Origin of the sequence: Thermosynechococcus sp. QS41 (assembly GCF_031583515.1) — a bacterium.
GTDB lineage: Bacteria > Cyanobacteriota > Cyanobacteriia > Thermosynechococcales > Thermosynechococcaceae > Thermosynechococcus.
Genome location: NZ_CP134181.1, coordinates 1,673,584 through 1,688,358, shown reverse-complemented (window position 1 = coordinate 1,688,358; position 14,775 = coordinate 1,673,584). Strand labels below are relative to the sequence as shown.

At 52.8% G+C, this 14,775-nt stretch carries 9 protein-coding genes and 1 pseudogene; 2 read left to right on the top strand and 8 right to left on the bottom strand.

Annotation, left to right across the window (positions count from 1 at the left end):
• Positions 1–41: 41 nt before the first annotated feature.
• Complete coding sequence (locus RHJ80_RS08295) at positions 42–3,053, bottom strand: SMC family ATPase (RefSeq protein WP_310742894.1); 3,012 nt, start codon at positions 3,051–3,053, stop codon at positions 42–44.
• Positions 3,054–3,142: 89 nt separating this feature from the next.
• On the opposite strand from RHJ80_RS08295, the gene RHJ80_RS08290 reads away from it, so the two are divergent.
• Complete coding sequence (locus tag RHJ80_RS08290; protein ID WP_310453670.1) at positions 3,143–3,751, top strand: Uma2 family endonuclease; 609 nt, start codon at positions 3,143–3,145, stop codon at positions 3,749–3,751.
• Positions 3,752–4,248: 497 nt separating this feature from the next.
• Positions 4,249–4,650 (top strand): AbrB family transcriptional regulator, encoded by a 402-nt coding sequence (locus RHJ80_RS08285; RefSeq protein WP_310800763.1) that lies wholly within the window; start codon positions 4,249–4,251, stop codon positions 4,648–4,650.
• Positions 4,651–4,660: 10 nt separating this feature from the next.
• On the opposite strand, the gene RHJ80_RS08280 is transcribed toward RHJ80_RS08285, so the two are convergent.
• From RHJ80_RS08280 to RHJ80_RS08255, 7 genes and pseudogenes are all read right to left on the bottom strand, one after another.
• Positions 4,661–8,308 (bottom strand): hydantoinase B/oxoprolinase family protein, encoded by a 3,648-nt coding sequence (locus RHJ80_RS08280; RefSeq protein WP_310800762.1) that lies wholly within the window; start codon positions 8,306–8,308, stop codon positions 4,661–4,663.
• A 45-nt stretch (positions 8,309–8,353) separates the two neighbouring features.
• A pseudogene (locus RHJ80_RS13200) lies at positions 8,354–8,791 on the bottom strand (DUF2290 domain-containing protein).
• A complete protein-coding gene (locus tag RHJ80_RS08275; protein ID WP_310800761.1) occupies positions 8,766–9,476 on the bottom strand; it encodes a hypothetical protein in 711 nt (236 codons plus the stop codon). The pseudogene RHJ80_RS13200 and the gene RHJ80_RS08275 overlap by 26 nt, the downstream one beginning before the upstream one ends.
• A 150-nt stretch (positions 9,477–9,626) precedes the next feature.
• Positions 9,627–12,317 (bottom strand): cyanophycin synthetase, encoded by a 2,691-nt coding sequence (gene cphA, locus RHJ80_RS08270; protein WP_310742892.1) that lies wholly within the window; start codon positions 12,315–12,317, stop codon positions 9,627–9,629.
• Between the two features lie 93 nt (positions 12,318–12,410).
• Positions 12,411–13,277, bottom strand: a complete 867-nt coding sequence (locus RHJ80_RS08265) for a cyanophycinase (protein ID WP_310743662.1) — start codon at positions 13,275–13,277, stop codon at positions 12,411–12,413.
• 124 nt (positions 13,278–13,401) lie between these two features.
• Positions 13,402–14,067 (bottom strand): Uma2 family endonuclease, encoded by a 666-nt coding sequence (locus RHJ80_RS08260; protein ID WP_310800760.1) that lies wholly within the window; start codon positions 14,065–14,067, stop codon positions 13,402–13,404.
• A 23-nt stretch (positions 14,068–14,090) separates the two neighbouring features.
• Positions 14,091–14,753 carry a Uma2 family endonuclease gene (locus RHJ80_RS08255; protein ID WP_310800759.1) on the bottom strand — a complete coding sequence of 221 codons (663 nt, stop codon included), beginning with the start codon at positions 14,751–14,753 and terminating at the stop codon, positions 14,091–14,093.
• Positions 14,754–14,775: the final 22 nt, after the last annotated feature.

The window sequence follows — 14,775 nt, the reverse complement described above, 5'->3', positions numbered from 1 at the left end:
ACCATTTTGCCGATATTGTGCCGCAAGCTGCTACCCCTGTCCTAGGTAATGATGCTGAGTTGGGAGGCTCCCCCTATTTTGGTGACTTCGATGCGGGTTTGAAAAGCTTCTTTGAGGGCAGGCACATGGGTAATGGCGAGGATGCAGTGAAATTCAGGGGCGATCGCGTTCAGGGCGGCAATCAGCCGTTCACAGCCCTGGGCATCTTGAGTACCAAACCCCTCATCAATAATGAGAAACTGAACATCACTGCCGGATCGCTGTGCCAACAGTCGGGCCAAGGCTAAACGCAACGCAAAATTGATGCGAAAGGCTTCACCCCCCGAATAACTTTCGTAAGGTCGAGTCCCTTGGCAATCGGCAATGAGAATATCGAGGGTCTCAATGGGCTTAGTATCAGCGCCACTGCGCCGCCGACTGCGTTGGGTAATGAATTGGACATGGAGTTGATGGTTACTCAGGCGGCCTAGGATATGGTTGGTTTCTGCCTCCAGATGGGGCAAGACGGTTTCAATGAGCATGGCAGGAATGCCATTTTTGCCTAGGGCTTGGGCTAGTTCGCAGTAGAGGCGGTATTGATGGCGGAGGTGGGCAAGGGTTTGCTGTCCCTGTTCGTATTCCTGGGCTAGGCGATGGAGTTGCTCTAATTCAGCGGTGAGTTTGCCCTGCTGGGCAAGGTTAGCTTCGAGGGTCTGCTGCTGCTTCAGGAGTTCCTGTTGACGTTGGTTCAGCTCGGCGGCAAGGCGGCTGGCGGCGCGTGCAGTGTCCTCAAGGGTAGCAAGTTTGTCAGTAATGCGTTGCAGTTGTTCCCGTTGTTGGTGCAGCGTTTCCTCTAGGTGCTGGAGGTCTTGGCGGAGTTGGGGTTGGCGCGATCGCCCCCGTTGCAGGGTCTGATAGGCCTCATAGTCCGGTTCTAATGCCGCCAGTTGTGCCTGAATTTGGGCATGCTGCTCAGGATCGTAGGCTAAGGCCGCCAACTGCTGATCAATGGTGGCCAAGGTTTGTGCCAAGGGGGAGAGAGTTTCAAGGGCATTGAGTTGGCGTTGCAGTTCTTCCTGTTGTGCCACTAGGGCCGGCAGTTGTTGCTGAATTTGGCGGTATTGCCGCTGCGCTTGGCGGAGTTCCTGTTCCTTGGCTTCGGCCCAACGCCATTTTTCCACTTGCCCGCGGGCGATCGCCAAATTTTTCTCGTCATAGTTCAGGCGTTTCAGTTCCGTCTCAATGGCTTGCAGTTCCCCAAGGGTTTCCTGATGGCCGTTCCTCAGCTGCCGCTCAATCTGCTGAATTTCTGCGGCCAAGCGATCCAATTGCGGTTCTAAATCCTGTGTGCTCTGGAGTTGCTGCTGGAGTTGCCCCCGTTGCTCAAACAGTTGCGTCAGTTGCGAGATCTCATAGCCCACGGTAATATATTCCCGCCGTAGGACTTGAATTTCCCGCTCGGTGACCGCCAATTGCTCACGAATCACCCACAACTGATTCAGCAGATCCTCTTTTTCGGCGGCATTGCGGCGCAGGACAGCTTCGTGGTGCTCGGCATCGAGGGGACGTTGACACAGGGGGCAAATCGCTCCCGGCTGATTCAGCAGTTCTAAGCGCTGCTCCAGTTGATTAATTTGCCGCTCATATTCCCGCTGGCGGGCTTGCAGTTGCTCTAGGAAGCGGCGGCGCTCTAGTCCCTTTTCCCGCACATGGTCTTGATAGATGCGCTGTTTTTCAAGGGTTTCAATCTGGGCAGTAATCAATGTCACTGCCTCTTGGAGAGCGGGTTGTCGTTCCACCTGTTGATGGAGATGCCGCCACAACTGTTGCAATTCATCGCGCCGGCTGCGGAGGCGTTGTTCCTGCTGTTGCCGTTCCAGTTCAAGGCGCTGTTTGACTTGCAGAAGGGGAAAGACTTTTTGTTGAAGCTCTTCCTGGGCTTGGAGCTGAGCGCGCGATCGCTGTAACTGTTCAAAGGCAGCGACAATCTGATTTTCTTGCTTGAGGAGCTTTTCCAACTGCTGGCATTGTTCCAGAAGAAATTGCTGCTGGCTCTCCAATCCATGCAGGGTGCGCAGAAGGTCTTGGCGCTGCTGGTCGAGGTTCTGCTGCTGGCGATCGCGCTCTTGGCGCAGCCGTTGATAGTCAGCAAAACACTGCTGCAATTGCGCTTCAGCGGTTTTCAGGCGCTGCCATTGGCTAACGGCGGCTTCCAAGAGGGGGGCACGGGCTTCTAGATCCGCAATCGCGGCCTGTTCTTGGCGGAGCGTCTGGCACTGCTGCTCGAGATGGGCGATTGTTGTCCCGAGGGTGTCTCGCTGCTGTTGCAGGTGTTCATAGTCCCGCTGTTGCAGTTGATAGACGTGGTAGGCGGCCTGTTGCTCTTGGAGCCGTTGTTGACACTGCTCGACTTGCTGCCGTTGCTGTTGAATCTGCTGGCTCACCGCTGCCTGTTGGGCGCGTAACTGCGGTTCTTGGGCGAGTTGCTCCCCTAGGCTCTGGAGGCGTTGTTCCAGAACGCTGATTTGGGCTTTGTAGTCACGGGCGCGATCGCGAGCCGCCTCCGCTAGGGTCTCGTATTGATCCAAGCCTAAAAGGGTGGCCAAGAGTTGCTTGCGCTCACTGGGGCGTTTGGCCATAAATTCATCGGCACGGCCTTGGCGCAGATAGGCACTGTTGACGAACGTGGCGTAGTCAAGGCGCAGAATTTGAATGATTTTTTCCTGTGTTGCTCGTAGCGATCGCCCCGTTAGCGAGGTATAGCCCGCTACTGTTTGAATCTGCAACTCTAAAACCGTATGTTGCTCGCGGCGCCGCAACCGTACCACCCGATAGGTCTGCCCCTGAACGCTAAACTCAAACGTCACTTGGGCTTCCATTTCGCCGTAGTAGATCACATCATCCTCACGGCTAGCGCGGCTTTGCCCCCACAGTGCCCAGGCGATCGCCTCAAGAAGCGAGGACTTGCCCGCCCCATTAGCACCACAAATACAGGCCAGATGTAACCCCGCAAAGGGAAGAGTGGCTTGGCGATAGCTGAGGAAATTGCGCAATACCAGTTGACGTGGAATCATAGGGCACCACACCCTTGATGTTTCCACAGTTTAGGGCATTCTCTAGCGAGGAATGCGTCACTTCTGAGACTCTGCCTAAAATTAAGATCATGATCACTACTACTTGCCAACCCACTCCAACCCCCCAACCAGTGCGATTTACGGTGCAGGACTACCACCGTTTACTGGAACTTGGGTTTCTGAGGGAAGATGACCACATTGAGCTAATTCGGGGGGAACTGGTGCGCATGGCGGCAAAGGGAACAGCGCACGAAAGCTGTCTGCGGCGATTATTGCGAATTTTACCGAAGATTGTGGGCGATCGCGCCACGCTTCAGTGCCAGTCGCCGATTACGATTGCCTTTGATGGTGAGCCAGAACCCGATGTGGCGATCGTGAAAAACCAAGAAGATGACTATGCCTCAGCCCATCCCACACCTGCGGACACGCTCCTTGTGATAGAAGTGGCGGATTCATCCCTAGAGTACGATCGCACAGTGAAACTATCGCTTTATGCCGAAGCCAAGATTCCCTATTATTGGCTGTTCAATGTCAGCGATCGCACACTGGAAGTCTATAGCGAACCTGCTGAAATTACACCGCGGCAGTTTGGCTACCTCAGCAAGAGAATTATTCCGACCAGTGGCGTTGTGCAATTGCCGCAGTTCCCCGAACAAGTGCTTGAGCTTGCTTCTATTTTCCCAAATAATTCACAATGATCAGCAGGCCAACTCGGGTTTGACACTCTTGGGCTTTTCCACCTCACACTGAAGCGACTGTTGTGAGCGTATTCAATTCTTGCAAAAAGTGCCGTAAGTTTGATTAGCGTCATTGTTTTGAAGGATAGAGCATCTACCGCCCTTATCTTAAATAGGGGACACATAAACGCTGATAGAAATCTCTTCCGTCGTGACTTTTGTAGTGTTGAGTCTGTGGACACCTGTGAAAAGGGCTGTAAAAGAGGTGGCGTACTTTCTACACTAGCCCTCACCTTTTTTGAGCCTCTTGCGTCCCTGTGAAAAGAGTGTCAATGTAACTCGTCTAAAGGAAATGTAAAACCCTGACTCAAGGGCGATCGCAACTTGAATTCTGAAAAAAATTATGGTTTGCTAAAAGTAGACACTCATTCATTACGAGTCCGCTGTCAGACTTTGGCACTCTTTGATTGAATCGCCAATGAATAGACAGTATTGGATCATTGAAAAGGTAGGTTAAAATGGGACGCAAACAAGTAGAACCCTTGACAGGTGCTGCTTTATTAGAGAAGTACAAACAATTGGAACATCTCAGCCACGAGGAAAAAGCAAAGGCCTGTGGCTACTATACGATCACCCAAAGTGGTAAGGAGCGCATCAGCAAAATGAAGTTTAATAAGGCGCTTCTTGAAGCCTTGGGGATGAATCTTGATACGAAGTCAGGACGTGGTGGTAGCCGAGGCGGTCGCAGTGCTAGTTATCGAATCACGGTACAAGCCAATGGTAATTTGCTCATTGGTTCAGCTTATACCAAGCAAATGAATCTCAGGCCGGGGGATGAATTTGAAATTACCCTTGGCCGTAAGCACATTCACCTTAGACAAGTGAGCAGCAACGGTCAACCCACCGACGATGAAGATTAATTTGATATATCTAATCTGAGAGTTGAGGTACCCCAAAGCCACCACCACTTGGGGTACAAATGCGCAGGCGATCGCCTGCTTGAACATTGATTGTGGCGGTTCCTGCTAAGGGATGGGGGATTTGGCCGAGTTTCAGCCATTGATTTTCACCAACTGCACCGCACTCACCACCCGCAAGGCCAAAAGGGGGAATTTTGCGCGACTGGCTGAGGAGGCTGACGGTCATGGGTTCACGAAACTCAAGGACACGAATTGCCCCATCTCCTCCCGGTTGCTGCCCTTTGCCCCCACTGCCCCGGCGACGGCAAAACTCCCAAACAATCACGGGGTAGCGGTTTTCTAACACTTCGACATCGGTGAGTCGAGAGTTGGTCATGTGGGTTTGCACGGTACTGGCTCCGGCAAAGGTGGCTCCTGCCCCAGCGCCGCCACAGATGGTTTCGTAGTATTGATAGCGATCGCTGCCAAAGCTGAGGTTGTTCATCGTTCCCTGAGCCGCTGCCATAATGCCGAGGGCACCGTAGAGGGCATTGGTAAGGGTTTGCGAGGTTTCGACATTGCCAGCAACCACCGCCGCCGGAAACTGGGGGTTCAATAGTGAGCCTTGCGGCACCCGCAGTTCAATGGGACGCAAACAGCCCGCATTCAGGGGAATGTCCTCTTGTACGAGGGTTCGGAAGACATACAGCACAGCTGCCTTGGTAATGGCAAGGGGAGCATTGAAATTGTCATTGGTTTGCGGGGAGGTGCCCTCAAAGTCGAGGCAAGCGGTGCCTTCGGTGCTATCAATGGTAATTTGCACCTGAATTTGGCTGCCGTTGTCCATGGCCACGCAAAAGCGACCCCCTTGGAGCGATCGCAGGCATTGGCGCACACACTCAGCGGCATTGGCTTGGCTAAATTCCATGTAGGCAGCCACAATCTCGCGACTATAGCGATCGCACAGGGTAATCAGTTCTTGTACCCCCCGCTGATTGGCGGCTATTTGGGCTTGCAGATCCGCCAGATTCTGCTCAGGATAGCGAGCCGGCCAAGGGGCTTGGCTCAACAGTTGATAAATCGCCGCCTCTTGAAACTCCCCGCCCTCCACCAGCAGCACATTATCAAAGAGAATTCCCTCTTGACGGACATCGGTACTATTGGCCGGCATGGATCCAGGACTGATGCCCCCAATGTCAGCATGGTGCCCCCGTGAGGCAACAAAGAAGGCAGGTTGCGCTTCCCCCTTGAGAAACACCGGTGTAATCACGGTAATATCCGGCAGATGGGTGCCACCGCGATAGGGATTATTTGTGGCAAACACTTGACCCGCCCGGAGGGTGTTGCCTTTCTCAGCCAGCAGTGCCTTGACACTTTCGCTCATTGACCCCAAATGGACGGGGATATGAGGGGCATTGGCCACAAGGTTGCCGGCAGCATCAAACAGAGCACAGGAAAAATCCAACCGTTCCTTAATATTGACCGAGGCACTGGTTTGCTGGAGTGTTACCCCCATCTGCTCAGCAATGGCGCGAAATAACTGTTGAAAAATTGCAAGCTGCACTGGATCCGCAACGGTGGCGGCAATCTGCTTTGACGGTGCCGGGGATTCTTGCAGGGGACGCAGCCACAGCCCCCCTTGATCATCCACTTCGGCCTGCCAGCCTGCCTCAACCACATTGGTTCCTGTGGCATCTAAGATCAAGGCCACTCCTGCAATGATCTGATGGGCAGGGAGGCGATCGCGCTCATAGACGGGTGCTTTGTGCCATTGGCCTTTGCTGTAAACCGACACATGCGCAAGGGGCGTGAGTTCTGTGGTGGCATGGGGCATCGTGACCGCTGGAACTGCCTGAACAGCAACGGCTTCAACTGCGACTTGACCGATGCGGAGCGATCGCCCCCGTATAGTAAACCCATAGCGATCGCGATGGGCTTGGGCAAATGCGGCTGCCATCCTTTCCAAATCTGCCCAGGGCACCCAGAGGATCGTATCTGTCCCCACATAACCTAAGCCGATGCGCACTTGACTTTGAATCTGCGGGCGATCGACCCCTTGGGCAACAAGTTCATCTATTGCTTGCCCTTTTAGCTGCTCAATTTGGCCTTGCAGCTCCCCCAGAACAGCGGCGGTGAGGGGTTGTTCAATCGTTTGCTCCTTGAGTACCCGCAGCTCCGCCTGACCAATGCCGTAGGCCGAGAGCACCCCCGCATAGGGATGGAGATACACCTGCGGCATTCCCAACACCTCGGCAATCAAACAGGCGTGTTGGCCGCCGGCACCGCCAAAACAGCAGAGGGTATAGTCGCGCACATCGTGCCCCTGCTCTAGGGAAATTTTCTTAATTGCCTGTGCCATGGTATTCACGGCCACTTCAATAAAACCAGCCGCCACATCGGCAACACTGCGGGCATCTCCGGTGCTCTCGTAGATCTCTTGGCGCAGTTGAGCAAATTGCTGTTCCACCGTCTCGCGATCCAAGGGCTGTTGACCATCGGCGCCAAAGACAGCGGGGAAATAGGCGGGCTGAATTTTCCCCAAGAGGAGATTGGCATCGGTCACCGTGAGAGGTCCGCCGCGACGATAGGCAGCAGGTCCGGGATTGGCACCGGCAGAGTCTGGCCCCACTTGGTAGCACCCCTTATCAAATCGCAAAATCGAGCCACCGCCGGCAGCGACGGTATGCACGGCTAGGAGGGGCGATCGCAGCCGCACACCCGCAATGGTCGTTTCCTGCCACCGCTCATACTCTGGCCAAGGGGCATCCGGATTGTGACGATAGTGGCAGACATCTGTCGAGGTGCCCCCCATATCTAAACCAATCAGCCGCTCAATCCCTGCGGCTAAAGCGGTGCGCACCACCCCCACCATCCCCCCAGCAGGGCCTGAAAGCAGACTATCCTTACCGCGCAAGCAGGCCGCCGCCACCACACCGCCATTGGACTGCATACAGTAGAGGGGAATCTCCCCCAGCTCCCCCTGCACCCCCTGTAGATAGCGATGCAGCACCGGCGACAAATAAGCATCCACAACAGTCGTATCGCCCCGGCTGACCAGCTTGATCAGGCCACTTACCTCGTGGGACACCGACACTTGGCTAAACCCCATCTTCCTTGCCAAGGCTGCCACCTGTTGTTCATGGTCAGGGTAGCGGTAGCCATGCACGAGCACAATGGCGCAACTGCGGATGCCTTGGTCATAGACCGCTGCCAATTGGGGCTTCAGGGCTTCTAAGTCAAGGGGGACGAGAATTTCCCCTTGGGCACTCACCCGTTCTTTGACTTCAATGACATGGCTGTAGAGGGGCGGCGGTTGCTGAATCGCTAAGCCAAACAGATCCGGGCGGTTTTGGTAGCCAATGGCTAGAGCATCCCCAAAGCCTTGGGTAATCAGGAGCACCGTTGGCTCGCCTTTGCGTTCTAAAAGGGCATTGGTGGCTACCGTTGTCCCCAGTTTCACAATTTCAATGGCTTCACTGGGAATGGGGGCATCCGGCGCCAACCCCATGAGAGTACGAATTCCCGCTACTGCTGCATCGCGATACTGCTCTGGATTCTCTGAGAGCAGCTTGTGCACCACCATTTGACCATCGGGACGGCGGGCGACAATATCCGTAAACGTGCCCCCGCGATCGATCCAAAATTGCCATTTGGCTTTCATTGCAACCGCATTGTTCATGATCACTCTATATCAGGAATGACAACGTGAACCATACCACTTTCATCAATTTTTTGCATCGCCCAAAGTTAGATGACAAGCTGGGTGTGTCTTATTGATAGCCGCTTGCTGATCAAAGTCAAACCGCAAAGGAAAAGCAATAGTACGTCTATTAATAATCTAAAGGAAGTGCGTGTCTTCAAAATAAGATGCTGGATCTTCTTGAAATGGCAGTAATTGAGAAGATAGATAATAAGCAAGGCGATGCTGAATGAGAGTATTTCTTTGGAACCGATAAATAAGTTGAAGCAATCCACCATCAATCATTTTTACACTATAGTATCTATTATTTTTAAGTATTTGGTGAATTACTGAATAATCCGTTTCACTTATTACTAATGCAATGTTTTCACAGTGATCAAATTTGACATCCCATATGGATTTGGGGTGCCTAACTATCTTAGGAAAGTTTTGATCATTAACTATACCAGTGCCAAATAACATCATAAATTTCTGGTACTTTTGTGACTGTATCAAGTGCTAGCTGGCAAGCACTGTCAAAAGCTTTTTCACCACTATCAAAACGACTCCTAGCTGTTGAAAAATCAAGAAACTCACTACCCGTAACTCTACAAAATTCATAATAAAGTCCATCCCGTTCTTCATCCCCCTTAGCTCCCCATGCGTTAACTATCCGCACTTTTATCCAGTCTGGTTCCTCATTGGTTTGCGATATACAGAACTGATTAATTAGGCGCTTGAATTGTCCTTTTAAGGCTCTCGTCTGGAAGGTTACTGCAATGTACCAATCAGGGTGTTGACTATGTAAATAAGCAGCCTTTAGAGCAAGGATAATAGTTTTACCGGAGCCTGCTAAGCCACGAATCCGTTGGACGCCATCAATGGTTTCAATCACCGCCCGATGTTGCTGATGGTCGAGGGTAGCAATTGAATCTTCTAGTTGCTTAAGCTTTGCTCCACGAGAATTCGGTCTATTAATTTGGCGTTGCTGAGACTTTTTCCGTAAAGAGGAGAGATTCTCAATGGCTGAAAGTCCTTCTGGTGTCGGTAGAAGATACCCCAGAAAACACTCTCCGTGGATGTTTGAGATTGCTTGAAGTGCATGTTCAAGTGCTTTAGAAGCAACTGGCTTATTGTTAATGCCGTGGATGAAATGAATCTCGTTCATAATTGATTATTTATGAATTCTTTCTAATATAAAGGGAGTACGTAAAAGCGGTGAGATCCTCCAACCTTTTTGAAAAGGCCTATACTGTGCTTCTCGCTGTTGATCAGAGTGACTTGATCAGATCAGCGTTGCTAGTGGTCGAGAAACTGCCTAATGGGAGATGGAGGGATTGAGATCACCACTAGTGGAAATTCCCTCACTGTGAAAGCCATTGGTCGTTTCCCCTTGGAGTCGTTGATGATGCTGGTGAATCAGTTGAATGGTGCGGCTGATTTCCGCTGGAAAGATCACCACTAGGGAGCCTTGGGGGGCGCGATCGAGGGCAAATTGAATCGCTGCTACCTCGTCATGGATGATGTCGTATTGGCGTTGGACACTGTGGTGATGTACTCCCCGCTCAATCCAATAGGCGGCATCGCCGCGCGGCCGGCCACGGGTATCGTCATCTTCTTTAATGATGATCCAATCAAAGATTTTCGCTGAAAGTTCACCCAGTTGTTCTAAGTCTTGATCACGGCGATCGCCCGGTCCGCCAACGACACCAATGCGCTGCCCTGGCCATTTTTGGACAAATTCACCAATGGCCTCATACCCTGCTGGATTGTGGGCATAGTCCACCAAGACACTAAATTGCCCCAAATCAAAGAGGTTCATCCGCCCGGGGGTTTGCTCCACTGAAGTTCGGAAGGTGGTCAAGGCAGCGCGAATATGCTCAATACTGATGCCTTGGGCAAAGGCGGCTAGACTGGCAGCGAGGGCATTGGCAATCATAAAACCGGCTCGACCGCCAAGGGTAATGGGCACATTTTCTGCCTGCTCAATCCGTAGCGTCCAGTCCCCTTTCAAAATCGAGAGATAGCCATTTTCATAAACAGCGGCGAGGCCCCCCTGCTGAATGTGCTGCCGAATAATCGGATTGTGGGGATTCATCGAGAAATAGGCCACTTGGGCTTTGACTTGGCGTGCCATTCCCGCCACGAGGGGATCATCGGCATTCAAGACAGCATAGCCATTCGGCCAAGCGGATTCCACCACCACGGCCTTTAAGTCCGCCAACTGTTCAACGGTGTCAATATCACCAAGGCCAAGATGGTCAGCCTGCACATTCAGCACCACCCCGACATCACAGTGGTCAAAGCCCAAGCCGGAGCGGAGAATACCACCGCGCGCTGTTTCTAGGACAGCAATCTCAACCGTGGGGTCTTGCAGGATCAGTTGGGCACTTTGAGGCCCCGTGGTGTCCCCTTTTTCCACCAGATAATCGCCAATATAGATGCCGTCTGTGGTGGTGTAGCCAACGGTTTGCCCCGTTTGTTTGCAGATATGGGCAATGAGACGGGTGGTGGTGGTTTTACCGTTGGTGCCCGTAATCGCAAAGATCGGGATGCGGCAGGGCGTTCCCGGTGGAAAGAGCATATTCAACACCGGTTCGGCGACATTGCGGGCAATCCCTTGGCTGGGGTTCGTGTGCATGCGAAAGCCGGGAGCAGCATTGACCTCGACAATCACACCGCCAACTTTAGGCAGGGGCTGACTAATATCGGGGCTGACAACATCAATCCCCGCAATATCGAGGCCAATGATCCGAGCCGCCCGCTGGCAAATCCAAACATTTTCCGGGTGAATTTCATCGGTGCGATCGACGGCAATGCCACCGGTACTCAGGTTTGCCGTGGCGCGTAGATAACAAATTTCCCCCGGTTGCAAGACTGTATTTAGGGTATAGCCCTGCTTTTCCAAGAGTGTCCATGTGTCGTGATTCACCTCAATGCGAGTGAGGATATTATCGTGACCGTCTCCCCGCTGCGGGTCTTGGTTGGTTTTCTCAATGAGTTCTTCGATAGTGGAGCGGCCATCGCCAATAACATGGGCTGGCACCCGTTCAGCAACGGCGACTACTTTGCCATTGACCACTAGAACCCGAAAGTCGCGACCCGCATGATAGCGTTCCACAATCACTGATTTGGAGACACTGCTGGCAATTTCAAAGGCTTCTTCGGCCTCTTCTAGGCTGTTGATGTCAATCGTAATCCCCCGACCGTGGTTGCCGTTGAGGGGCTTAATGACAATCGGGTAGCCGCCGATGTCCTCAATGGCTTCAGGGAGGTCTTCAATGTAGCGGACGACGGTTCCCTTGGGCACAGGAATTCCGGCATCCTGAAGCAGTCGCTTTGCCCCTTCTTTGTCCCCTGCGAGTTCCACGGCCAAGATGCCACTGCGATCGCTCAAGGTGGCCTGCATGCGATGACTGCGGGCACCATAACCCAATTGAATAATCGAGCGACTGCTCAACTCAAACCAAGGAATATTACGGGCTTCCGCCTCGCGGACAATCGCTTCCGTGCTTGGGCCTAGGGAGGCTTTGGCTTTTAACTCGCGGAGATCGGCGAGATCCTGATCCAGTTCGCGCTGGGGATAGGTGCCCGTATCAATAATGCTTTGACAAAGTCGTACCGCTGCGCGGCCGGCATAGCGACCCGCTTCTTCCACTTGGTATTCATAGACGACTTGATACACCCCCGGCGTTGAGGTCTCCCGCGTGCGGCCAAAACCAACGGGCATCCCTGCTAGTTCTTGGAGTTCGAGGGCGACATGCTCAACCACATGACCGAGGTAGGTTCCTTCGCGAAGGCGGGTGAGAAAGCCCCCCTCATGGCCGAGGGAACAAAAATGATTGTAGAGACTGGGTAAAACCCGCACCAACCCATCCACAAAGCCGGGAATCTGATTGGAGGGGGTGTTGGCCACCTCTTCTAGATCTAAACGCATGACAATCAGCTTATGACGCCGAATGCTCCAATAATTGGGACCCCGCAGCGTTTGTAATTTGAGAATCTTCATAGAAGAGTGGCTTTTTTAAGGACAGCTTACCATTTTTAGTTTTGAGGCGAGTGACGCAATAAACTGTATCTTAAGCAACACTTTCCTGAAAACTTAATTTAGGGGAGGCAAAATACATTTGTGCTGCACTTGATGGGTGCGGAGATTGTAGCAGTCACCATCACTGAGGATGTGCAGGCGCAAGTTGTAGATACTCAAGGGTTCGTTAACATCCACATGGGCATAGTTCGTGTAGCTGACATCCCGAGGATCAACAATGGTGACAGAGCCACGACCAAGAACCCGCAGCATACCATCAGCTTCAAACATGGCACAGGTATCTTCATCAATGCCGACTCCCAGCTTGTCGGGGTGAGCAGAAATGGCGCTGATCAGGCGCGCGAGGCGATTGCGATTGTGGAAATGCTGATCCACTAAAACATCGGGAAGAATACCCAAGCCTGTGGCCAAATCGACTAAGGAGCGGTTTGGAGCTTCATTGCTGCCCCCACTAGCAATCATGCACTCACCCATGACAGCGGCACCGGCACTCGTGCCCCCAAGAATTGATTTGCCTTCCCAGACTTGATGGCGCAATTGGTAGAGGAGGGGGGTTTCATCCAGCAGCGCCGACAAACGCAGTTGATCGCCCCCGGACATAAAAATGCCAGTACAGCGACTCAAGCGAGCTAGCATCTCTTCCTGTTCGGCATCAGCGCGATCGCCCACCAATAGAACGTCCACTTCGCGCACACCAATTTCGCGGAAAATATCGTGGTAGAGCCGCCCCATGGCATCGGGTTCACGGGAAGCAGAGGGAATGACGCCAATGATGGCATCTAGGCCGCCAGCGCGTTGGCAGAAGGTGGTGAGAATTTGTCGCCCACGTACTTTGTCTTCCGCTCCCCCGATCGCCATCACTAAGCCTTTGTGACCAGAATGTTGATTGGTCGTTTTGGAAATGGGGTCTAATTGCAACATAGGGCTACGGTGAATGAAACGGTCAATCGGCAGACAGAATCAATGCATTTGGCAAGGGCGATGCCAATACCCCCCTATTGACACGGGGATTCTATACAGCATAATGCCAGATTAGGGAAATTTTTTAAGTTTCGGTCAAGATTTGCACAAACGCTTGATGTTCGGGGGTGGCAATTCCCTGTTGGAGTACCTGCAAAACCGTACCCAGATCATGGGTCAGTAATGCCTCAGGGGCAAGCCAGAGTCCGGGAAATTGACGACTGCGAATCATCGCCTCAGTATCGGCAACAAGTGGTTGGTATTCCCCCGCTTCAAGGGAGAACCAGTGGATCTGGCGATCGTAGGTACACCAGACAAGATATTCCTGAACGCCATTGCGGCGGTACACCCTGAGCTTATCGTGCAGGTCGTAGGCGGCACTGCTGGCGGCAATTTCAACCACGAGTTCCGGTGCCCCCTCGATATAACCATCCTCACTAATGCGAGAGTTGCCCCCGCTTTCAAGGCGGAGCACAGCATCGGGCTGCGGTTCATTATCGCCATCTAGGCGAACGGTCGGATTGTCATAGACAAGAACGCCCGGCGTAACTGCTTTGTAAAAACCCAGCCAAGCCATGATCTCGGCATGGGGCTGACTGTGACTGACACGAACGGGAGAAGCCACGTAAACAATTCCCTCAATCAGTTCTGCTTTTTTCAGCTGAGGCATGGCCGCGTAGCGCCGCTCAAATTCGTCCCGCGTCAGGCGATCGCCATTTTCAAGGGGCGGCAGAGAATACTTTAGTGTCATGGCTCTCTCTCCTCAGAACCTCTCTATCGCTGCTGGCGAGCCACAAACGCTTGATGTTCGGGGGTGGCAATTCCCTGTTGGAGTACCTGCAAAACCGTACCCAGATCATGGGTCAGTAATGCCTCAGGGGCAAGCCAGAGTCCGGGAAATTGACGACTGCGAATCATCCCCTCAGTATCGGCAACAAGTGGTTGGTATTCCCCCGCTTCAAGGGAGAACCAGTGGATTTGGCGATCGTAGGTACACCAGACAAGATATTCCTGAACGCCATTGCGGCGGTACACCCTGAGCTTATCGTGCAGGTCGTAGGCGGCACTGCTGGCGGCAATTTCAACCACGAGTTCCGGTGCCCCCTCGATATAACCATCCTCACTAATGCGAGAGTTGCCCCCGCTTTCAAGGCGGAGCACAGCATCGGGCTGTGGTTCATTATCGCCATCCAAGCGAACCGTCGGATTGTCATAGCAACCTAGCCCCGGTGTTGCAGCACTGTAGAACCATAACCATCCCATAATTGAGCCATGGGAGCGACTATGATCGATACTCACGGGAGACCCCATGAATACAACTCCTTCAATCAGTTCTGCTTTCTTCAGGTGGGGCATGGCCGCGTAGCGCCGCTCAAATTCGTCCCGCGTCAGGCGATCGCCATTTTCAAGGGGCGGCAGAGAATACTTTAGTGTCATGGCTCTCTCTCCTCAGAACCTC

What these genes read in the sequence shown, in the direction of transcription:
- RHJ80_RS08295 (WP_310742894.1), bottom strand. Translation starts at nt 3,053, where the DNA reads ATGATTCCACGTCAACTGGTATTGCGCAATTTCCTCAGCTATCGCCAA.
- RHJ80_RS08290 (WP_310453670.1), top strand. Translation starts at nt 3,143, where the DNA reads ATGATCACTACTACTTGCCAACCCACTCCAACCCCCCAACCAGTGCGA.
- RHJ80_RS08285 (WP_310800763.1), top strand. Translation starts at nt 4,249, where the DNA reads ATGGGACGCAAACAAGTAGAACCCTTGACAGGTGCTGCTTTATTAGAG.
- RHJ80_RS08280 (WP_310800762.1), bottom strand. Translation starts at nt 8,308, where the DNA reads ATGAACAATGCGGTTGCAATGAAAGCCAAATGGCAATTTTGGATCGAT.
- RHJ80_RS08275 (WP_310800761.1), bottom strand. Translation starts at nt 9,476, where the DNA reads ATGAACGAGATTCATTTCATCCACGGCATTAACAATAAGCCAGTTGCT.
- cphA (WP_310742892.1), bottom strand. Translation starts at nt 12,317, where the DNA reads ATGAAGATTCTCAAATTACAAACGCTGCGGGGTCCCAATTATTGGAGC.
- RHJ80_RS08265 (WP_310743662.1), bottom strand. Translation starts at nt 13,277, where the DNA reads ATGTTGCAATTAGACCCCATTTCCAAAACGACCAATCAACATTCTGGT.
- RHJ80_RS08260 (WP_310800760.1), bottom strand. Translation starts at nt 14,067, where the DNA reads ATGACACTAAAGTATTCTCTGCCGCCCCTTGAAAATGGCGATCGCCTG.
- RHJ80_RS08255 (WP_310800759.1), bottom strand. Translation starts at nt 14,753, where the DNA reads ATGACACTAAAGTATTCTCTGCCGCCCCTTGAAAATGGCGATCGCCTG.